The sequence below is a fragment of the Stenotrophomonas sp. 63632_Sma genome (genome assembly GCF_056482875.1).
On the sequence record NZ_CM151220.1, the window covers coordinates 2027553 to 2048829 of the forward strand.

Genomic DNA, 21277 nt, shown 5'->3' on the forward strand with positions numbered 1-21277 from the left:
TGCTGAGCGTGCTCCTGCTGGCGGGCTGCCGGAGCGATCCGTCGCTGCACAGCACGCGGATCGGGCCGGCGCAGTACCGGCTGGCGGTTGATCGCTGCCATGCGATCGACCGCGCACAGCTGGAGGACGATCTGCAGGCCCTGGCCTCGCGGACGTGCCGGGCGGGAGCGGGGGCGTTGGAGAACATCCAGTCCCTGCCGAGCCGGCAGGGCAGCCTGTTCGGCGAATGCCTGCGGCGCGGAGCGCTGCAGGCCGAGGTGCGCTGCCTGCCCTGAGTCGGGCCAGGTTGTTGATTTGAAAGCAGAACGCCCGCCTTTTGGTGGGCGTTCTGCGTTTTAGGGCGAACAGCAGTCGAGCATGGCTCGACTCTACAAAAGCCGGTTTCGATCCGACCCACGCCGTTCTGAAAGATCACGGGAAACTGTCGAAGGCGGGGTGGGGCCGGTGGCAGGGGTGTGAGCGGCATGGATGCCGCGACCAAGCCCCCATGGTGAAGTGACCCCCGAGACTTGGACGGGGTCAGGCGGCCGATTGGGCCTGCTCCCGGTACTTTATCGGGCTCAGACCTTTCAGTTTCAGTTTGATGCGCTCTTCGTTGTAGTACTGGATGTATTCCACCAGCCCAGCCTCCAGACTCTCGAGGCTGTCAAAGCTGTTCAGGTAGAAGAACTCCGACTTCAGCGTTCCAAAGAAGCTCTCCATCGCCGCATTGTCCAGGCAGTTGCCGCGCCGGGACATGCTTTGCTTCAACGAGTGCTTTTCCAGCATATGCCGGTAGTTTTCATGCTGGTACTGCCAGCCCTGGTCGGAGTGGATCATCGGGCGCTCATCCGGGGAAAGCTTCTTGATGGCCTCCTCCAGCATTTGACCCACCAGATCAAATACGGGCCGACGCTTGATCTGATAAGCCACGATTTCGCCGTTGTAGAGGTCCATGATCGGCGACAGGTACAGCTTCATGCCCTGCACCTTGAACTCGGTCACGTCAGTCACCCACTTCTGGTTGGGCCGCTCGGCATGGAACTGGCGATTGAGGTCATTGCCAACCACAACATTGGCCGCCCCCTTGAAGGCCTGGTAGCGCTTCACACGCACCCGCGATTTCAGTCCCATCTCCCCCATCAGGCGCTGAACCCGCTTGTGATTGGTCCGATGACCCTGATTGGCTAATTCCAGCGTCACCGTGCGATAGCCATAGCGCCCTTGGCTTTGATCGTAGATTGCACGGATGCGCTCGCACAGGGCTGCCTCATCCTGATCCGGATGGGCCAGGACATGGTTCTGGTAATAGAACGTACTGCGTGACAGCTCAGCTGCTTCGAGCAGAAGCGACAGCGTATGAACCTGCCTCAATCCTTGGACGGCTTGCGCTTTGCGTCCTGCGCCGCCTGCTCTTCCCGGATCAAGGCATCGAGTTTTTTTAGGTAGTCGGTCTCCGCACGCAGATAGGCGACTTCCTTGAGCAGCTCATCGCGGCTCATATCCTCAGGTGGCTTGGACGAACGGGTCTTTTTCATCGGCTTTCGGGGCGGCGGCGGAGGGGGTGCCAACGCTTGGGCACCGCCTTGAGCATACAGGCGCCGCCATCGCCCCACCGCGCCGACATCGCCAATTTGAAAGTAGGTGGTGGCCTCCCGCCCGGACAAGCCGTCCTGGCTCATCTTCTCCAGGACAGCCAGTTTGAACGGGAGGTCATAGGACCGGGCCTGGCGATGAAATCCCCGCCTACCATGCAGCCGATAGGTCGCCACCCAGCGCCTGACCGTGGAGAACTCCAGGCCGTGGCGACGGGCAATGGCTTTGACCGATGTGGAGGTCTTGCAGGCCTCTTTGGCGACCTGCAGTTTGAAACGCGCGTCGTATTTGTTCATGTATCCCTCGGGGTTGGATCTGGTGTCCAACTCCCGGGGGTCACTTCATGGACGGGTTTACGGCGTCCCCTGCCACCGGACCCTGCCCGCCAACGCTCAGGAAACCGGCTTTTGCTGTTGCTCTGGCTCTTGCCTCTGCGGGTGCAGGGCAGCAGCCCTGCCGCCCCCTCAACCCTCGATTTGACGCACTGCGCAAGAATGCGTTAATGTACTAACGCGCTATTACATTGATGCATGGAAACAACCCCGTGAAAGCCCGCCCCGAGATTGCCGCCAAAGACCCGAAGGCCGACCTGGAAGCCCTGGCCCAAGCCTTTGCCGCCCTGCGCGAACCGGAACAGGTCGAAGCCTTCCTGCGTGATCTGTGCACCCCGGCCGAGCTGGAAGCCATGGCCGACCGCTGGAAAGTGGTGCCGCTGCTGCAGCAGGGCGTGCCGTACCGCGAGATCCACGAGCGCACCGGCGTCAGCGTGACCACCACCGGACGGGTGGCACGCACGCTTGAGCATGGCCATCGAGGCTATGCCGCCGCCATCGACCGCCTTGCTTCGCGCTGATCCGCGCCCCGTTCCGAACTTCGAGACCTCCCCCATGAGTGCAACCCAGGCAGCGCCGGCACGAGACCGGTTGCGTATCGCCATCCAGAAGAGTGGCCGGCTGGCCGAACCCGCGCGCAACCTGCTCAGCGCCTGCGGCCTGAGCTGGCGCGAGAGCCGCGACAAGCTGTTCTGCTACGGCGAATCGCTGCCGGTGGACCTGCTGCTGGTGCGCGACGACGACATCCCCGGCCTGATCGCCGACGGCGTCTGCGACCTCGGCATCGTCGGCCGCAACGAGCTGGACGAACAGGCCGCGGCACGCCGTCAGATCGGCCTGCCGGACGCCTACCAGGCGCTGCGCGGGCTGGGCTTCGGCCAGTGCCGGCTGATGCTGGCGGTGCCCGAGGAATGGCAGTGGCAGGGTCCGGCGCAGCTGGCCGGCACCCGCATCGCCACCAGCTACCCGGCCATCCTCAAGCAGTGGCTGGCCGAGCAGGGCGTGGACGCACAGGTGGTCGAGCTGTCCGGTTCGGTGGAAATCGCCCCGCGCCTGGGCACCGCCGACCTGATCTGCGATCTGGTGTCCAGCGGCGCCACCCTGCGCGCGAATCAGCTGACCCCGGTGCACAATCTGCTCGACAGCGAGGCAGTGCTGGCCGGCGCGGTGCGTGTCCCGGATGATGCGCGTGCATCGCTGCGTGCGATGCTGCTGCGCCGCCTCGACGGCGTGGTGCAGCGCCAGGACCGCAAGCTGCTGATGTTCCGTGCCAGCGAGGATCGCGTCGATGCGCTGGCACAGCTGCTGGCCGATGCCGAGCCGCTGGTGCGGCTGCCGGCCGATGGCGGCGCGCTGCGCCTGCAGACCATGTGCCCGGGTCCGTTGAGTTGGCAGCGCATGGAGGAACTCGAGCGCGCCGGTGCGCAGGGCCTGATGGTACTGAGCGTGGAGCGGTCGCTGGCATGAACCGTCTGATCTGGTCCCGACTTGATGAAGCTGCGCGCAGCGCGGCATTGACCCGCCCGGTGCAGACCGTGGCGCAGCAGACCCGCGATGCCGTGGCCGCGCTGATCGCACAGGTGCGCGCGCAGGGCGACGACGCATTGCGTGCGATTACTGCACGTTTCGACCGTGTCGAGCTGGCCTCGTTTGAAGTTTCCGAAGCCGAATTCGCCGCTGCCGAAGCCGCCGTGCCCGCCGAACTGCGACAGGCGATGGTCGAAGCCGCCGAACGCATCGCGCGCTTCCACGCCGCTGGCATGGGCAAAGGCTATGCAGTTGAAACCGCGCCGGGCGTGGTCTGTGAACGCATGTTGCGCCCGATCGGCCGGGTGGGCCTGTACGTACCGGCCGGCAGCGCGCCGTTGCCGTCCACCGCGTTGATGCTGGGCGTTCCGGCGCAGTTGGCCGGCTGCCCGCAGGTGGTGCTGTGCACGCCGCCGCGCGCCGATGGCAGCGCCGATCCGGCAGTGCTGGTGGCCGCGCGCCTGACCGGCGTGCAGCGCGTGTTCAAGCTGGGCGGCGCGCAGGCGATCGCCGCGATGGCCTATGGCACGGCCAGCATTCCGGCCTGCGACAAGCTATTCGGGCCCGGCAACAGCTTCGTCACCGAAGCCAAGCAGCAGGTCGCACAGGATGGCGCCGCCGCCATCGATATGCCGGCTGGTCCCTCCGAAGTACTGGTGATCGCCGATGCCGGCGCCAATCCGGCGTTCGTTGCCGCCGACCTGCTGTCGCAGGCCGAGCACGGTCCGGATTCGCAGGTACTGCTGCTGACCGACGACCCCGCGATGCTGGCGGCGGTCGAGGCAGCGGTGGAGCGCCAGGTGGCCCTGCTGCCGCGCCAGCAGATCGCGCGACAGGCGTTGTCGGCGTCGCGGCTGATCCAGGTCGATTCGCTGGACGAGGCCTTCGCGATCAGCAACCGCTATGCGCCCGAGCACCTGATCCTGGCCCTGCGCGATCCGCGCGCGTGGCTGGACAAGGTGCAGGCCGCCGGCTCGGTGTTCCTGGGCGATTACACCCCCGAAGCGCTGGGCGACTACTGCAGCGGCACCAATCACGTGCTGCCCACCGCCGGTGCCGCACGTGCCTACAGCGGCGTCAGCGTTGCCAGCTTCCAGAACCTGATCAGCGTACAGAGCGCCAGCGCTGCAGGATTGGCGGCAATCGGCGGCTGCGCACGCATCATCGCCAGCGCCGAAGGCTTGGATGCGCATGAGCGTGCGGTTGCGCTTCGCATGGAGGCAGCGGCATGAACGCGGCTATCGATGAGGTGCTCGCACTGGTGCGCCCCGATCTGCAGGCCTTCGCCGGCTACAGTTCGGCGCGCAGCGCGGCGGTGCAGGGCGAGGTCTGGTTGAACGCCAACGAGTCGGCCTGGGCCAATCCGGCCGACGCCGCGGGCAGCAGCCGGCGTTATCCGGAGCCGCAGCCGCTGGCGTTGCGTGAGGGCCTGGCGGCGCTGTACGGCGTGACGCCGCCGCAGCTGCTGATCGGCCGTGGCAGCGACGAAACCATTGATCTCCTGGTGCGTGCCCTGTGCGTGCCGGGCCGCGATGGCGTACTGGTCACGCCGCCGGTGTTTGGCATGTACGCGGTCTGCGCGCGCCTGCAGGGCGCCGCACTGATTGAAGTGCCCCTGGTGGATACCGAAGACGGCCTGCGTGCCGATCTGGATGCTGTGATCGACACGGCCAGGGCACGCAATGCCACGCTGGTGTTCCTGTGCGCACCGTCAAACCCGGCCGGCAGCGATATCACCCTGGACGAGGTCGAGCGCGTGGCGGTTGCCTTGCGTGGGCAGGCGCTGGTGGTGGTGGACGAGGCCTATGTCGAGTATGCGCAGCGCCCGTCGGCGACCACGTTGCTGGCCACGCATGCCAATCTGGCAGTGCTGCGCACGTTGTCGAAGGCGCACGCACTTGCGGCCGCGCGCATCGGCACCCTGATCGCCGCGCCGGAACTGATTGCCGTACTGCGGCGCTGCCAGGCGCCGTACCCGGTGCCGACCCCGTGCGCCGAGCTGGCCGTGCAGGCGCTGCAGCCGGCCGCACTGGCACGCACCGCCGAGCGCGTGGCCACGGTCATCGCCGAGCGCGAGCGCCTGTTCGCGGTGCTGCCGGGCCTGCCTGGCGTTCGCCGCGTGTACCGCTCGGCCGGCAACTACCTGCTGGTCCGCTTCGCTGATGTGCAGGCAGCGTTCGACACCTTGCTGGATGCCGGTGTGGTGGTGCGCGACCAGCGCGCCGCGCCGCAGCTGGGTGATGCACTGCGCATCAGTATCGGCAGCCCCGAAGAGAATGACCGCGTGCTTGCGGCCCTGTCGGCGCGGAGGGCCGCAGCATGACACCGATCCTGTTCATCGACCGCGACGGCACCCTCATCGAGGAGCCGTCCGATTTCCAGATCGACGCCTACGAGAAGCTGCGCTTCGTGCCGCAGGTGATTCCGGCGCTGCTGAAGCTGCGCGATGCCGGCTACCAGTTCGTGATCGTCACCAATCAGGATGGCCTCGGCAGCGACAGTTACCCGCGCGCCAGCTTCGATGGCCCCAACGACCTGATGCTGCAGATCTTCGAAAGCCAGGGCATCACCTTCCGTGACGTGCTGATCGACTGCAGCTGGCCGCAGGACAAGGCGCCGACCCGCAAGCCGGGCATCGGCTTGATGACAGGCTACCTGCAGGACCGCAGCATCGACTGGGCGCGTTCGGGCATGGTTGGTGACCGCATCACCGACCTGCAGTTCGCCGACAACCTCAACATCCGTGGCTTCCAGCTGCGCACCGAACAGTTCGGTGGCGAGTGGGACTGGCCGGGCATCGCCCACGCACTGGCCGACGCGCCACGCACCGCGGTGGTCCAGCGCAACACCAAGGAGACGAAGATCCGTGTTGAACTGGATCTGGACCGTGCCGGTGATGCGCGCATCGCCACCGGACTGCCGTTCTTCGACCACATGCTGGAACAGATCGGCAAGCACGGCGGGTTCGCGCTGGACATCCAGGCCGAAGGCGACCTGCACATCGACGAGCACCACACCATCGAGGACACCGGGCTGGCGCTGGGTCAGGCCCTGCGCGAGGCGCTGGGCGACAAGCGCGGCATCGGCCGCTACGGCTTCACCCTGCCGATGGACGAGACCCTGGCCAGCGCTGCGCTGGATTTCAGCGGCCGCCCCTATTTCGTGTTCGAGGGCGAGTTCAAGCGTGAGCGCGTGGGCGATATGCCGACCGAGCTGGTGCCGCACTTCTTCCGTTCGCTGTGCGATGCCAGCGGCCTGAACCTCAACCTGCAGGTTCGCGGCGACAACGACCACCACAAGGTCGAGGCCTGCTTCAAGGCACTGGCGCGCGCACTGCGCCCGGCATTGGCCCGCCAGGGCACGGCACTGCCGAGTACCAAGGGGGCGTTGTGAGTGACGTCGCGCTGATTGATGCCGGTGGTGCCAACCTGGGCTCGGTGCGCTATGCATTGGAGCGCCTGGGTGCGACGGTGCGGCTGGTGCGCGATGCGGACGGTCTGGTCGGTGCGCAGCGGGTGATCCTGCCCGGCGTCGGCGCCGCTGGTCCCGGCATGCAGCGCCTGCATGCGCAGGGCCTGGTGGAACCGCTGCAGCGACTGGAGGTGCCGCTGATGGGCATCTGCCTGGGCATGCAGCTGCTGTTCGAGCGGTCCGAGGAGGCCGGCGTCGAGACACTGGGATTGATTCCGGGCGTGGTGCGCAAGCTGGTACCGGCCTGCGGCATCCGCGTGCCACACATGGGCTGGAACCGCCTGCTCCCGCTGCGCGAATCGCTGCTGCTGCAAGGCGTGCCGGAGCGCGCCAGCGCCTACTTCGTGCACAGCTATGCCGCGCCACTCAATACCCACACTGTTGCTGCCTGCGACCACGGTGGCCTGTTCACTGCCGTGGTGGAGCAGGGGCGTTACTACGGCGCACAGTTCCACCCCGAGCGCTCCGGCGATACCGGTTCGTTGATGCTGCGCAATTTCCTCGAGGGCACTGCTGCATGAGTTTCATCGTCTACCCCGCGCTGGATATCCGCGATGGCCGCGTGGTGCGGCTGCGCCAAGGTGACTACGCACAGGAAACCTCGTATGGCGACGATCCGCTGCCGCGTGCACAGGCCTTCGCTGCGCAGGGCGCGCAGTGGATGCATCTGGTCGACCTGGATGCTGCACGCGCAGGTGGCTACACGCTGGCGCCGCTGTTGGCATCCATTCGTGCGCAGACCCCGCTGCAGGTACAGACCGGTGGGGGTGTGCGCGGCCGCGACGACGTGGCGCGCATCTTCGACGCCGGCGCCGGCCGCGTGGTGGTGGGTTCGCTGGCAGTACGCCGCCCCGACGACGTGGTCGGGTGGCTGGAAGAGTTCGGTGCCGAGCGCATCACCATCGCGCTGGATGCCCGCCAGGATGCCCAGGGCCAATGGCAGCTGCCGGTGCACGGCTGGACCGAGAACGCCGGCGTGACCCTGGATGACCTGGCCCAGCGTTATGCGCGTGCCGGCATGCGCCACCTGTTGTGCACCGACATCGCCCGCGACGGCATGCTGGCCGGGCCCAACATCAGCCTCTACCAGCACCTGTCGGCGCTGCTGCCGGGCGTGACCGTGCAGGCCTCCGGCGGTATCCGTGACGTGGCCGATGTGACAGAAGCCCGTGCCGCAGGTTGCGGCGGTGCGATCCTCGGCAAGGCGCTGCTGGAGCAGCGCATGGACCTGGCGGAGGCGCTGGCATGTTGAGCCGACGCATCATTCCGTGCCTGGACGTGCGCGATGGTCGCGTGGTCAAGGGCGTGCGCTTCCGCGACCACGTCGACATGGGCGACATCGCCGAACTGGCCCAGCGCTATCGCGACCAGGGCGCCGACGAGCTGGTGTTCTATGACATCGGTGCCAGCCCCGAAGCGCGTTCGGTGGACGTCGCCTGGATCGAGCGCATCGCACGCCTGATCGATATTCCGTTCTGCGTGGCCGGTGGCATCGACAGCGTGGAAACCGCGCGCCGCGTGCTGTTCGCCGGTGCCGACAAGGTGTCGATCAACTCGCCGGCGCTGGGTCGCCCGGAGCTGATCACCGAGCTGGCAGACGAGTTTGGCGTGCAGTGCGTGGTGGTCGGTGTCGATTCGGTGCGCGAGGCGGATGGCCAGTGGCGGGTTCGCCGTTTCAGTGGCGACCCGGACAAGACCCAAGCGGTGCCGCTGCGCACGCTGGACTGGATTGTCGAAGCACAACGGCGTGGCGCTGGCGAGATCGTGCTGAACTGCATGGACAGCGACGGCGTGCGCCGTGGTTACGATGTCGTGCAGCTGCAGCAGGCGCGGGCCCTGTGCCAGGTGCCGCTGATCGCCTCGGGCGGTGCCGGTGCGATGGAGCACTTCGCCGAGGCCTTCGACCAGGCCGATGTCGACGGCGCGTTGGCGGCCAGTGTGTTCCACAGCGGCGCCATCGCCATTCCAGAATTGAAGCGCTACCTGCGCGGACAGCAGATCGAGGTGCGGGATGTCTATTGAAGTGAGGCCGTCGCTGGATGCGCTGCAGGCGCTGGACTGGGGCAAGGGCGACGGCCTGCTGCCGGCGGTGGTGCAGGATGCCGACACCCTGCAGGTGCTGATGCTGGGCTATGTCAGTGCCGATTCGCTGGCGGCCACGCTGGCCATCGGTCACATGACCTTCTTCAGCCGCAGCAAGCAGCGGTTGTGGACCAAGGGCGAGCAGTCCGGCAACGTGCTGGTGGTGCAGTCGATCAGCGTCGACTGTGATGCCGACACCCTGCTGGTGATTGCACGCCCGGCCGGGCCAACCTGCCACTCCGGTGCCGAGAGCTGTTTCGACGGGGCACCGAAGGATTTCCTGGGCGGGCTGGGCCAGCTGGTGGCGATGCGTGAGGTACAGCGCCCGCCAGGCAGCTACACCACCAGCCTGTTCGAGGGCGGCATCCGCCGCATCGCGCAGAAGGTGGGCGAGGAGGGCGTGGAGACGGCGCTGGCGGCGGTGGCACAGGACGACGAGGCGTTGCTGGGCGAGGCCTCGGACCTGCTGTATCACCTGCTGGTGCTGCTGCGCGCGCGCGGGTTGTCGCTGGATGATGCGCGGGCGGTGCTGGAAAAGCGCCATCGTTGAGGAACGGTAGTGCCGGCCTCTGGCCGGCAACCTCATGATCGTCGGGCATCGGCTGGATGCCGGCCAGCGGCCGGCACTACCGGCAATGCGCCACCGCGTGCGCGATGTCATCAACGGAATCTACAATAGGCGGTCTTTCTTTCCCGGACCGCCCATGAAACTGCCTGCCACCTGGCTGTGCTGCCTGTTGCTGACTTCGCCGGCCTGGGCCGCGGATACCGTGGTCAGCGGCAAGGTCTATCTGGAGCGCGACGGCAGGCCCGGGCGCGGCGCGACTGATCCGGGCCTGGCCGGGGTGCAGGTCTCCAACGGCGAGGCCATCGTCAAGACCGCCGCCGACGGCAGCTACAGCCTGCCGGTGCGCGACGGCCAGACCGTGTTCGTGATCAAGCCTGATGCGTATTCTTTCCCGAAGGCGACCGACGGCCTGCCGTCGTTCTGGCGCCACTACCGCCCGAATGGCTCGCCCGCACTGAAGTACGGTGGCATCGCCGCGACCAGCGACGTCACCCGCAACTGGGATTTCGCCCTGCAGTCGGATCGCCATGACAGTCGGCGCGGCTTCCAGATGCTGGTGTTCACCGATTCGCAGACCGCCAGCCTGAAGGACATCGGCTACTACCAGCAGTCGATCGTGGCGCCACTGGTTGGCCAGACCAGGGCGCGCATGGGCACCACCCTGGGTGACATCGTCAACGATGACCTGACCCTGTACCCGGCGATCAACAAGGTCACCACCGCGCTCGGCGTGCCGTGGTTCCATGTGCCGGGCAATCATGATCTCGATTTCGATGCGGCCAGCGATGAGCATTCGCTGGACAGCTGGCGCAACATCTACGGCCCGGACACCTACGCGGTGGAAGAGGGTGGCGCCAGCTTCGTGTTCCTGGACGACGTGGTCTACGACCCCAAGGCCAAGCCGAAGTACATCGGCGGCCTGCGCGAGGACCAGTTCGCCTTCCTTGCCAGTTACCTGAAGGGCCTGCACAAGGACCGCCTGCTGGTGCTGGGCATGCACATCCCGTTGTTCGACGCGGCGCCGGGGCGCGAGACCTTCCGTCACGCCGACCGCCAGCGCCTGTTCGACCTGCTGAAGGACTTCCGCAACGTGCTGGTGCTCAGCGGCCACAGCCACACCCAGCAGCACGTCTACCACGGCAAGGCCGAGGGCTGGAACGGCGACAAGCCGCTGCACGAATACAACGTCGGTGCCAACTGCGGTGCGTTCTGGTCGGGGGTGAAGAATGCCGCTGGCGTGCCGGACAGCACCATGAGCGATGGCACGCCGAAGGGCTATGCCCTGCTCGATGTGGCCGGCAACGGCAGCTACAAGCTGCAGTACCGCGTGGCTGGCCAGCCGGCCAGCGAGCAGATCGGCCTGCATGCACCGAAGGTACTGCGCCAGGGGGCCTATCCGGCGTGGGGTGTCTACGCCAACGTCTACATGGGTGAGGACGCCAGCGTGGTCGAGTACCGCGTGGATGGCGGCGCGTGGCAGCCGATGAAGCAGGTCAGCCAGCCCGATCCGCGCCTGATGGTGGAGAACGTGGCCGATGATCTGGCCAGCAACCTGCGCGGCTACGACCGCTCGCCGGAGGCCACTGCATCGCCGCACCTGTGGCGCGGCGCGTTGCCGACCGATCTGGCCGTGGGCAGCCACAAGGTCGAGGTACGCTCCACCCAGCCTGATGGTGCAGTGTTCACCGCGACCACCAGCTACAGCCTGCAGACTGCCCAGCCCTGATCCAGGGCGCCGCTGCCCAACGCGAAAGGACCCCGCATGGATATCCGCTTCATGGCCGGCACCACGCCGGTGACGCTCAGCCGCCACTGGTTCACCGGCGCGATGCTGCTGCAGAGCGCCACCGAGAAGGTCTGGGTGCAGCACCCGCTGCATCCGGGCACCCACTTCTCGTTCTCGCTGGTACAGTCGTGGCTGCGTCACATCGCCGGCCACGAAGTGCTGGTCGAGCGCACCCGGCCGCTGCTGTTTGCCGGCTTCCGCCCGCAGCGGCTGCGCGTGCTGGTGGATGGTGTGCAGGTGGCCGAACAGGAAGGCATGTAGGCCAACCTGAACCATCGGCGTGCTAGGCAAAGCCGCCCCGATGCCTGAGAATCGGGGCGATTCAATCGATCCAAGCAGGCCAGCGTGACCATCGCAGCAGCGTCCCCGGTTTCCACCGACTCCGCCCGCGGCGGTCTTCCGCGCAGTCTCGTTGTCGCCGATGTCGGCGGCACCTTCGCCCGTCTGGCCTTGGCTGAGACCCAACCCGGCCAGGCGCCGCTGCTGGGCAGCCATCGCACCTATGCCTGCGCCGAGCACCCCAGCCTGGCCGCGATCCTGGCCGATTTCACCGCTGGTCTCGGCCAGCCGGTGCAGACCGCAGTGGTGGCCATCGCCGGTCTGCTCGATGGCGATGTGCTGATCAATGCCAACCTGCCGTGGACGGTCTCGCTGTCGACCACGCGCGAACAGTCTGGGCTGCGCGAACTGCAGCTGATCAATGATTTCGAAGCGGTGGCGCTGGCCATCCCGTACCTGCAGCCGGAAACCCTGGTGCCGTTGAATGGCGACGCCGATCCAGCCCAAGCCTTCCCGGCGCTGGTGCTGGGCGCGGGTACCGGCCTGGGCGCTGCACTGCGCTTTGCCGATGGCGAGCGCCCGGTGCTGGCCAGCGAGATCGGCCATGCCGCGCTCGGCGCCGGCAACGCGCTGGAACTGCAGGTGCTGGGCAAGCTGCTGCAGCGCTGGCCGCACGTGGACAACGAGCGCGTGCTGTCCGGTAGTGGCCTGATGAACCTGTACCCGTGCCTGTGCGAACTGCGCGGTGTCACCCCGGTGTGGACCAGCACCGAGGCGCTGATTGGCGCCGCGCGTAGCGGCGAGGATGCACTGGCGGTGGAAACGCTGCAGGTGTTCTGTGCCTGGCTGGGCAGCCTGGCCGGCGACGCGGCGATCGCCGTCGGCGCGCGCTCGGTGTATCTGGCCGGGGGCATTTCCGCGCATGTGCAGGATTTCCTGGCCGATGGCCGCTTCCGTGAGCGATTCCTCAACAAGGGTGTGCTGACCGAAGTGCTGCGCCAGGTACCGGTGTGGCGGGTGGAGCACGGCCAGCTGGGTGTGCTCGGTGCAGCGGTCTGGCACGCAGCGCGGCAACCCACGCACGACTGATCGGCAGGGCCGGCATCGGGCCGGCCATGCATTGCAGACTGGGAGGGGACGATGGTGGATCGCAGGCAGTTCCTGCAGGCCGGTGCACTGGCCGCAGGCATGGCGGCATTGCCGGGCGTGCAGGCGCGCACGCAGGGTGGGGCCAGGGTGGTTTCGACCTGGGACTTCGGCGTACCGGCCAACCAGGCCGCATGGAAGGTACTGGCGCAGGGCGGCAGCGCGCTGGATGCGGTCGAAGCTGGCGCACGCTGGGCCGAGAGCGAGTTGTGCAACCCCACCGTCGGCCATTGCGGCAATCCGGATCGCGACGGCGTGCTGAGCCTGGACGCCAGCATCATGGACGGCGATGGCCGCTGTGGTGCGGTGGCGGCGCTGGTCGACATCCTGCATCCGGTGTCGGTGGCGCGCAAAGTGATGGAGAACAGCCCGCACGTGCTGCTGGTGGGCGAGGGCGCGCAGCAGTTCGCGGTGCAGCAGGGTTTCGAGCGCAAGCACCTGCTGACGCCGCAGGCCGAAGCGGCCTGGCGCGAGTGGCTGAAGACCGAGAAGTACCAGCCGCAGATCAATGCCGAGCGCCGTGGTATTCCCGGCAACAGTGACAACCACGACACCATCGGCATGCTGGCACTGGATGCCAAGGGCCATCTGGCCGGTGCCTGCACCACCAGCGGCATGGCGTGGAAACTGCACGGTCGCGTTGGTGACAGTCCGATCATCGGTGCCGGCCTGTACGTCGACAACGAAGTGGGCGCGGCCACCGCTTCGGGCGTGGGTGAAGAGATGATCCGCAACGCCGCCTCGTTCCTGGTGGTCGAGCTGATGCGCCAGGGGCGCTCGCCGGCGCAGGCCTGCCGCGAAGCGATCGACCGCGTGGTGCGCAAGCGCCCGGAAGCGAGCAAGACACTGCAGGTCTGCTTCCTGGCCATGAACAAGCAGGGCGAGGTCGGCGCTTACGCGCTGCATCGCGGCTTTGTCTACGCGGTCTGCGATGGGCAGCGCCAGGATGACCTGCGCGACTCGCCATCGATCTACACGAGCACCCAGACGTGAGCACGCGGCTCACCCTGGAGATCGCCAGCAATTCGCTGGCATCGGCGCTGGCCGCGCAGGCCGGCGGTGCCGACCGCATCGAGCTGTTCGACAACCTGGCCGAAGGCGGCACCACACCGTCGTTCGCCAGCATTGCGATTGCCCGCGAACGCCTGTCGATTCCGCTGTTCGTGCTGGTGCGGCCGCGCCCGGGCGACTTCCACTACGACGGGCTGGAAGCCGAACTGATGCTGCGTGACATCGCGCAGTGCCGCGCACTGGGCTGCGATGGCGTGGTGATCGGCGCGCTGGATGTACAGGGCGGGATCGACGTGGCGCTGTGCCGCGAGCTGGTGCAGGCTGCCGGGCCGTTGCAGGTGACCTTCCATCGCGCCTTCGATGCCGCCCGCGATCTGCCCGCCGCGCTGGAGCAGGCGATCGGGCTGGGCTGCCAGCGCGTGCTGACCTCGGGCGGTCAGGTCAGTGCCGAGGCGGGTGCCGATGTGCTGGCAGGCCTCGTTACCCAGGCAGCAGGCCGCATTACGGTGATGGCTGGTGCCGGATTGGCACCGGGCAACATCGCTACCGTGGCAAGGCAGACCGGCTGCACCGAACTGCACGCCTCGGCCAAGGGCCTGCGGCGCTCGGCCATGCAGTTCCAGAACCCGGCTTTGCGAGGGCTGGACCCGGACTGGAGCCAGACCAGCACCGCGACCGTGGCCGCGCTGCGGCAGGCGCTGGACGCCTGATCGCAAGCCCCGGGTCGGATCCCTTCGCAGAAGGGCTCTGACCCCATCTGGATGCAGTCGGGTCAGAGCCCCTCGGTGAGGGGATCCGACCCCGTACGCCGGCCCGCCACGGACAAAACCGTTCCGCGCGCGTTTGTCGCAATCGTGTCACCACTTCGTGCGCTGTTCTCTCAGCGATATCACGCAACTCTTTGATTGTCATGGCTGGTGAAGGCCGTCAGCGGTATTCCGCAGGGTGTTGCTGCGTCGCCGCATGCCGGGCGTGGTTCAGCTGTGCTTTAGTTTGGATCGATCCACAGGGGAGGGTGTCGGGACGGTCTTGAACCGATCCAGGTGCCCGGATCAGCCGTAGTGCCGCGCCACCACCCGTCCGTGCGTCCACACTTTCGAAGAGCAACCACCCATGGCTCAGATCGTCCGCAAGCGTCGTCACCTGCTGTCCCAGGCCCTGGTCCTGGCCCTGTTGCCCCTGGCGGCCAGCGCGCAGGAGGCCGCCAGTTCGTCCACCAAGGATCTCGACGTGGTCACCGTCACCGGTTCGCGCATCAAGCGCGCCAGCGTTGAAGGCCCAGCGCCGGTCAACGTGATCACCGCCGCACAGATCCAGAAGGAAGGCTTCGTCAGCGTTTACGACGCACTGAAGACGCTCACTGAAGCCACCGGTACCGTCGAGGCGGCCTCGCAGTGGGGTTCGCACACGCCCAATGCCAGCGGCCTGAACCTGCGCGGGATGGGCCCGAACCGTTCGCTGCTGCTGGTCAACGGGCGTCGCGTAGCGGACTACCCGCTGCCCTACGGCGGCGAAACCAACTTCTCCAACTACGGCAACATTCCCGCTGCCGCGGTGGAGCGCATCGAAGTGCTGACCGGTGGCGCCTCGGCCATCTATGGCTCGGATGCGATCGCCGGCGTGGTCAACGTCATCCTGAAGACGAACTACGACGGCGACGAAGTGCGCGTGCGCGGCGGCACCTCCACCGAAGGCGGTCGCGATACCTGGGATCTGTCCTGGGCCGGCGGCAGGACCGGCGACAACTGGAGCGTGACCTACGCGCTGCAGTACACCAAGCGCGATCCGCTGTTCGGACGTGACCGTCCGCAGATGGACGATGCCGACGATGCGCCGTACCCGTCCTGGAACATGGAACAACGCAAGGTCGGCTTCCGTCCCACCGCCGGCCTGGCGCTGATCGATCCCACCACCGGCCAGCGCCTGGCGCCGCCCACCGGCACCTGCGAGAAGTTCGATGGCGAGTACTACACCGCCGATCGCCTGGTCTACAACTACGCCGCCAACATCATCACCAACACCGGCCGCCTGTGCGGCATGAGCGCCGACTACGCCAACTGGCTGCTCACCGGCGGTGCCGAGAACGTGTCCGGCAACCTGTATGCCACCTTCGATTTCAGCAATGACCTGCAGGCCTGGACCAACCTGGCGGTGTACCGCTCCGAAGCGATCTGGGGCACCAATCCGCCCGGCGTGTCGCTGATCGACGATGACAACGGCTACTACTGGGATGCCAACCGCAACCGCCCGATCCTCGGCGTGCGCCAGTTCACCCCGAACGAGGTGGGCGGCCTGGATACGCTGCGTAACACCAACCGCGAACTGTCTTGGGACTGGAGTGCGGGCCTGCGTGGTCGCCTGGCCGATCGCTTCGACTGGAGCGCCACGGTGGGGCGTTCCTACTACCGCGTTGAAGAGCGGCAGAACGTGGTCGAAAAGCAGAAGTCGTACGACTATTTCCTCGGCCCGAAGCTGGGCACTACCGCCGACGGCGAGGCGATCTATGCGTTGAACGAATCGCGCTGGTGGAACCCGCTGACGCCGGATCAGTACTGGCAGATGGGCACCGTGGCGAAGAACCGTGCGTCCTCATGGGTCAATCAGGCTTCGGCGGATATCACCGGCGAGTTGTTCCAGGGCTGGGCCGGCCCGATCTCGTTCGCGGCGGTGGCCGAAGTCGCGCAGCAGGGCTACCACCTCAGTCCGGATCCGCGCGCCGGCATCGACTTCGACCTGCAGAACGTCGATCGCGGTGGCGGCGAGCGCACCCGCTATTCGGCCGGTGTCGAGTTCAAGATTCCGCTGCTGGAAAGCGTGACCGCCACTGCGGCCGCGCGCTATGACCGCTATGGCAGCTACAAGGCTGACAACAGCGGCGAAGCGCTGGACATCGGCAGCCAGAAGGAGACCACCTGGAATGTCGGCCTGGAATGGCGCCCGGTGGAGTCGCTGCTGGTGCGCGGCTCCTATGCCACCAGCTTCCATGCGCCGGACATGCACTACCTGCTGGGCCAGCCCAGCAGCTCCGAAGTGCAGACCTATGACCGCCTGCGCTGCATCCAGAGCGGCGCGTACCTGGTCAACAACTGTGGCGTGGGCAATACCGATGTCTGGTACACGTTCGACGTGAACCGGCGTGGCACGCCGCTGCTGCGCTCGGAGACCGGTGATTCGTGGACGGTCGGTTTCGTCTGGGACGTGATGCCCAATCTGTCGGTCAGTGCCGACTACTGGGCAATCAAGCTGGAAGACATGATCGTCGACGTTGGCGCCGACGAGGTGCTGGCCAGCGAAGCGGGCTGCCTGACCGGCAAGAACATGGACGGTACGCCGTGGGCCAATCCGGCCGGTGGCGAGTATTGCGCTGGCATCCTGGCCCGCGTGAACCGTGACAGCAACGGCCGCCTGGTATCGATCGAGCGCGGCCCGTTCAACCTGGCCAGCCGCGAAGTGCGCGGCATCGACCTGACCGCGCGCTATCGCCTGGAAACCGCGCAGTGGGGCAGCTTCCAGCTCGGCCTGAACTACACCAACCAGATCTCAACCAAGGAACAGCGTTACGCCAACGATCCGAACCCGGAGCGTCGTGACCGTGACCTGCGCAGCAAGCTGCGCGCGAGCCTGGCCTGGCAGCGTGGCAATTGGAATGCCAACGTCTATGCCGATCGCATCGGTTCGGTGCCGGGCGTGCGCTACCACTGGGGCACCGATCGCCTGAACAATCCTGGCGGCTGCCTGCCGTTCGCCGATGGTTACGTGCCCAGCGACAGCCCGTCGCTCAACTGCCTGGAGCCGGCGACGCGTCCGGACGGCTCGCCGAATCCGAATCCCAACGCCGGCCAGCAGACGGCGCGCTACTACGGGCGGGTCGGGCCGTTCATCACCTGGAACTTCAACGTGGGCTACCAGGTGACCGAGCACGCCAAGGTCAACGTCTACGTCAACAACGCGTTCAACTCGGCCAGCTGGAACCACAAGGACCCGTACAAGCTGGACTACGATTTCGCCCCGACCCGCCTGCTCGGCGCGGTTGGCCGCGAGTTCGCGTTGGAGTACGTGTTCACCTTCTGAGGCGGACAGCGGGGGCGTCGGGCCTTGATCCGCAAGGCGCCCCCGTCCGCCCGGTAGATCCACGCCATGCGTGGATGAATCCCTTCATGAACCCCGGGGTGGCTGGATTTGACCTTCCCACGATGGCAAGGTTTAGCCTGTCCGCATCCAGAAGGAACCCCGGGAATCCGATCATGAGCACGCCCCGCGCCACTGCAGTCCCCGCAAGCCCGTCCACCATCAGCCTGCCCATCGAGGGCATGACCTGCGCCAGCTGCGTCGGTCGTGTCGAAGCGGCGCTGTCCAAGGTCGAGGGCGTCGGCAGTGTTTCGGTCAATCTGGCCACCGAACGTGCGGATATCCGCGCGTCCGGTCCGGTTGATCGCGCCGCGCTGATCCAGGCGGTGGAGCGGGTGGGTTATGACGTGCCGGCCGGCACCATCGAGCTGGCAGTGGAAGGCATGACCTGTGCCTCCTGCGTCGGCCGCGTCGAGCGCGCGCTGCTGGCGGTACCGGGCGTCAGCCAGGCCAGCGTCAACCTGGCCACGGAGCGTGCGACCGTGCGCGGCGTTGCGGGCGTAGACGCGCTGATAGCGGCCATCGACAAGGTCGGTTATGCCGCCCATGCCATCGAAGCGGGCGTTCAGTCCGATGACGAAGCGGCGGAAAAGAAGGATGCCGAGCGCGCCGAACTGAAACGCGACCTGATCGTGGCCACCGCACTTGCACTTCCGGTGTTCGTGCTGGAAATGGGTTCGCACCTGATTCCCGGCATGCACGAATGGGTGATGGCCACCCTCGGCATGCAGACCAGCTGGTACCTGCAGTTCGTACTGACCCTGCTGGTGCTGGCCATTCCCGGCCGCCGTTTCTACCAGAAGGGTTTCCCGGCACTGCTGCGGCTGGCGCCGGACATGAACTCGCTGGTGGCGGTGGGTACCGCCGCAGCGTTCGGTTACTCGGTGGTGGCGACCTTTGCACCGCGGTTGCTGCCGCCGGGCACGGTGAACGTCTACTACGAAGCAGCGGCGGTGATCGTCGCGCTGATCCTGCTCGGCCGCTTCCTTGAGGCGCGCGCGAAGGGCCGTACCTCGGAGGCGATCAAGCGCCTGGTCAACCTGCAGGCCAAGGTCGCGCATGTGATCCGTGACGGCCGCACGATCGAGATCCCGGTCAACGAGGTTCTGAGCGGCGATGTGGTGGAAGTGCGCCCGGGCGAGCGCGTGCCGGTCGATGGCGAGGTGATCGAGGGCCGCAGCTACATCGACGAGTCGATGATCAGCGGCGAACCGATTCCGGTCGAGAAGCAGCCGGGCAGCAGCGTGGTGGGCGGCACGGTCAACCAGAAAGGTGCATTGACCGTGCGTGCCACGGCGGTGGGCGCGCAGACCATGCTGGCGCAGATCATCCGCATGGTCGAACAGGCACAGGGCTCGAAGCTGCCGATCCAGGCGGTGGTCGACAAGGTCACCCTGTGGTTCGTGCCGGCGGTGATGCTGGCCGCACTGGCCACGTTCCTGGTCTGGTTGATCTTCGGCCCATCGCCGGCGCTGAGCTTCGCGCTGGTCAATGCGGTGGCGGTGCTGATCATTGCCTGCCCGTGCGCGATGGGCCTGGCGACGCCGACGTCGATCATGGTCGGTACCGGCCGTGGCGCCGAAATGGGCGTGCTGTTCCGCAAGGGTGAAGCGCTGCAGTTGCTGAAGGACGCGCAGGTGGTGGCGGTGGACAAGACCGGCACGCTGACCGAAGGTCGCCCGCGCCTGACCGACCTGGAGATCGCCGACGGCTTCGATCGCGCCACGGTACTGGCCGCGGTGGCTACCGTGGAGTCACGTTCGGAGCATCCGATCGCCCGTGCCATTGTCGATGCAGCCACCGAGCAGGGCCTCGCATTGCCGGCCATGGTCGACTTCGAATCGGTCACCGGTATGGGTGTACGCGCCAGCGTGGAGGGTGCGCGTGTGGAGGTCGGTGCTGATCGCTTCATGCGCGACCTGGGCGTGGACATCACTGCATTTGCGGCGCTGGCGGCCGAACTCGGCGCGCAGGGCAAGTCGCCGTTGTACGCGGCCATCGATGGACGCCTGGCAGCGATCATCGCAGTATCCGATCCGATCAAGCCGAGCACGCCGGCCGCGATCGCGGCACTGCACCAGCTGGGCCTGAAGGTGGCGATGATCACCGGCGACAATGCCGGCACCGCGCAGGCGATCGCACGCCAGCTGGGTATCGATGAAGTCGTTGCCGAGGTGCTGCCGGAAGGCAAGGTCGAAGCGGTGCGTCGCTTGAAGGCCACGCACGGCCATGTCGCCTTCGTTGGTGACGGCATCAACGATGCGCCGGCGCTGGCCGAGGCCGATGTCGGCCTGGCGATCGGGACCGGCACCGATATCGCGGTGGAGTCGGCCGATGTGGTGCTGATGTCGGGCAACCTGCAGGGCGTGCCGAATGCCATCGCGCTGTCGAAGGCAACGCTGGGCAACATCCGGCAGAACCTGTTCTGGGCCTTTGCCTACAACACCGCGCTGATTCCGGTGGCTGGCGGCGTGCTGTACCCGGTCTGGGGCGTGCTGCTGTCGCCGGTGTTCGCCGCCGGTGCGATGGCGCTGTCCAGCGTGTTCGTGCTGGGCAACGCGCTGCGCCTGCGCCGCTTCCAGGCGCCGATGGCGGATGCCCCCGCTGCGAGCCACTGAAGGAGAACCGCATGAACATCGGTGAAGCCGCCAAGGCGTCCAGCGTTTCGGCGAAGATGATCCGCTACTACGAACAGATCGGCCTGATTCCCGCGGCCGATCGCACCGAGTCCGGCTACCGGGCGTACTCGCAGGCGGACATCCACCGCCTGCGCTTCATTCGGCGGGCGCGCGATCTTGGCTTCCAGGTGGCCGAGATCACCGATCTGCTCGGCCTGTGGAACGACACCTCGCGGCACAGTGCCGACGTCAAGCAACTTGCCGAACAGCACATCGCCGACCTGGAGCAGCGTATCGAAAGCATGCGGCAGATGGCCGACACGCTGAAGTCGTTGATCAGCTGCTGTGCGGGCGATGAGCGCCCGGAATGCCCGATCCTGCAGCGGCTGGGCGAGGACGAAGAGACCCTGGCACCGCCGGAGACCGCGAAGACCGGTGCAGTACGGCGCCGCACGCACAAGCACTGACCTGGCGTTGCATGCATGAAAAACCCGCCCGGTGCAGCTGCACCGGGCGGGTTTTTCGTTGCAGGCGCAGGCTAGGGGATCAGGCCGTGCGCGGCGGGAAGCCTGCATCGGTCAGCGCCGCCACGATCTGCGCTTCGCTGGCCGAGGTCTGTACCTGCACGCGACGGCTGGCGGGATCTGCCTGCACGCTGGCCTGCGGATCGACCAGCTCGATCGCCTTGGTCACGCTGCGTGCGCAGCCGCCGCAGGTCATGCCTTCCACGTGGAATTCCATCTGTAGCTCCTTC

At 66.8% G+C, this 21277-nt stretch carries 20 protein-coding genes; 18 read left to right on the forward strand and 2 right to left on the reverse strand.

Going from position 1 to position 21277, the window contains the following annotated elements:
- Positions 1–8: 8 nt before the first annotated feature.
- A complete protein-coding gene (locus ACZK45_RS09455) occupies positions 9–275 on the forward strand; it encodes a hypothetical protein (RefSeq protein WP_293798049.1) in 267 nt (88 codons plus the stop codon).
- A gap of 244 nt (positions 276–519) precedes the next feature.
- Here ACZK45_RS09455 and ACZK45_RS09460 read toward each other — a convergent pair.
- A protein-coding gene (locus ACZK45_RS09460; RefSeq protein WP_478445758.1) for an IS3-like element ISStma2 family transposase occupies positions 520–1871 on the reverse strand; the annotation gives its coding sequence in 2 pieces (ribosomal slippage) (positions 520–1424 and positions 1424–1871; 1353 coding nt in all).
- A 248-nt stretch (positions 1872–2119) separates the two neighbouring features.
- Between ACZK45_RS09460 and ACZK45_RS09465 the strand changes: the two genes are divergently transcribed.
- The 17 genes from ACZK45_RS09465 (at position 2120) to cueR (ending at position 20990) form a co-directional block, all read left to right on the forward strand.
- Positions 2120–2428, forward strand: coding sequence for a YerC/YecD family TrpR-related protein (locus ACZK45_RS09465; RefSeq protein ID WP_088025802.1), 309 nt, complete (start codon positions 2120–2122; stop codon positions 2426–2428).
- A gap of 34 nt (positions 2429–2462) precedes the next feature.
- Positions 2463–3374, forward strand: a complete 912-nt coding sequence (hisG, locus tag ACZK45_RS09470; protein WP_010482592.1) for an ATP phosphoribosyltransferase — start codon at positions 2463–2465, stop codon at positions 3372–3374.
- Positions 3371–4666, forward strand: coding sequence for a histidinol dehydrogenase (gene hisD / locus ACZK45_RS09475; RefSeq protein ID WP_293798043.1), 1296 nt, complete (start codon positions 3371–3373; stop codon positions 4664–4666). The genes hisG and hisD overlap by 4 nt, the downstream gene beginning before the upstream one ends.
- Positions 4663–5757 (forward strand): histidinol-phosphate transaminase, encoded by a 1095-nt coding sequence (gene hisC / locus ACZK45_RS09480; RefSeq protein ID WP_478445759.1) that lies wholly within the window; start codon positions 4663–4665, stop codon positions 5755–5757. The genes hisD and hisC overlap by 4 nt, the downstream gene beginning before the upstream one ends.
- Positions 5754–6827 (forward strand): bifunctional histidinol-phosphatase/imidazoleglycerol-phosphate dehydratase HisB, encoded by a 1074-nt coding sequence (gene hisB / locus ACZK45_RS09485; RefSeq protein WP_180847202.1) that lies wholly within the window; start codon positions 5754–5756, stop codon positions 6825–6827. The genes hisC and hisB overlap by 4 nt, the downstream gene beginning before the upstream one ends.
- The gene (hisH, locus tag ACZK45_RS09490; protein WP_478445760.1) at positions 6824–7426 is read left to right on the forward strand and encodes an imidazole glycerol phosphate synthase subunit HisH; all 603 of its coding nucleotides are present in this window, start codon (positions 6824–6826) and stop codon (positions 7424–7426) included. Before hisB ends, hisH begins: the two co-directional genes overlap by 4 nt.
- Positions 7423–8157, forward strand: coding sequence for a 1-(5-phosphoribosyl)-5-[(5-phosphoribosylamino)methylideneamino]imidazole-4-carboxamide isomerase (gene hisA, locus ACZK45_RS09495; RefSeq protein ID WP_478445761.1), 735 nt, complete (start codon positions 7423–7425; stop codon positions 8155–8157). The genes hisH and hisA overlap by 4 nt, the downstream gene beginning before the upstream one ends.
- Positions 8151–8927 (forward strand): imidazole glycerol phosphate synthase subunit HisF, encoded by a 777-nt coding sequence (hisF, locus tag ACZK45_RS09500; RefSeq protein ID WP_005409431.1) that lies wholly within the window; start codon positions 8151–8153, stop codon positions 8925–8927. The genes hisA and hisF overlap by 7 nt, the downstream gene beginning before the upstream one ends.
- Entirely contained in the window at positions 8917–9537 is a 621-nt protein-coding gene (gene hisIE / locus ACZK45_RS09505; RefSeq protein WP_125892824.1) for a bifunctional phosphoribosyl-AMP cyclohydrolase/phosphoribosyl-ATP diphosphatase HisIE, read from the forward strand. The genes hisF and hisIE overlap by 11 nt, the downstream gene beginning before the upstream one ends.
- 154 nt (positions 9538–9691) lie before the next feature.
- Complete coding sequence (locus ACZK45_RS09510) at positions 9692–11281, forward strand: calcineurin-like phosphoesterase C-terminal domain-containing protein (protein ID WP_478445762.1); 1590 nt, start codon at positions 9692–9694, stop codon at positions 11279–11281.
- Between the two features lie 36 nt (positions 11282–11317).
- Positions 11318–11602, forward strand: a complete 285-nt coding sequence (locus ACZK45_RS09515) for a hypothetical protein (protein WP_005409434.1) — start codon at positions 11318–11320, stop codon at positions 11600–11602.
- A gap of 84 nt (positions 11603–11686) precedes the next feature.
- Complete coding sequence (locus ACZK45_RS09520) at positions 11687–12709, forward strand: glucokinase (RefSeq protein ID WP_478445763.1); 1023 nt, start codon at positions 11687–11689, stop codon at positions 12707–12709.
- Positions 12710–12760: 51 nt separating this feature from the next.
- Positions 12761–13759, forward strand: coding sequence for a glycosylasparaginase (locus ACZK45_RS09525; RefSeq protein ID WP_478445764.1), 999 nt, complete (start codon positions 12761–12763; stop codon positions 13757–13759).
- Positions 13756–14487 (forward strand): copper homeostasis protein CutC, encoded by a 732-nt coding sequence (locus ACZK45_RS09530; protein ID WP_478445765.1) that lies wholly within the window; start codon positions 13756–13758, stop codon positions 14485–14487. The genes ACZK45_RS09525 and ACZK45_RS09530 overlap by 4 nt, the downstream gene beginning before the upstream one ends.
- Before the next feature lie 403 nt (positions 14488–14890).
- Positions 14891–17848 (forward strand): TonB-dependent receptor plug domain-containing protein, encoded by a 2958-nt coding sequence (locus ACZK45_RS09535; RefSeq protein WP_478445766.1) that lies wholly within the window; start codon positions 14891–14893, stop codon positions 17846–17848.
- A gap of 173 nt (positions 17849–18021) precedes the next feature.
- Complete coding sequence (locus ACZK45_RS09540) at positions 18022–20523, forward strand: heavy metal translocating P-type ATPase (RefSeq protein ID WP_478445767.1); 2502 nt, start codon at positions 18022–18024, stop codon at positions 20521–20523.
- 11 nt (positions 20524–20534) lie between these two features.
- Positions 20535–20990, forward strand: coding sequence for a Cu(I)-responsive transcriptional regulator (gene cueR, locus ACZK45_RS09545; protein ID WP_125892811.1), 456 nt, complete (start codon positions 20535–20537; stop codon positions 20988–20990).
- 79 nt (positions 20991–21069) lie between these two features.
- Here cueR and ACZK45_RS09550 read toward each other — a convergent pair whose 3' ends face one another.
- Entirely contained in the window at positions 21070–21264 is a 195-nt protein-coding gene (locus tag ACZK45_RS09550) for a heavy-metal-associated domain-containing protein (protein WP_021204511.1), read from the reverse strand.
- Between the last annotated feature and the right edge of the window lie 13 nt (positions 21265–21277).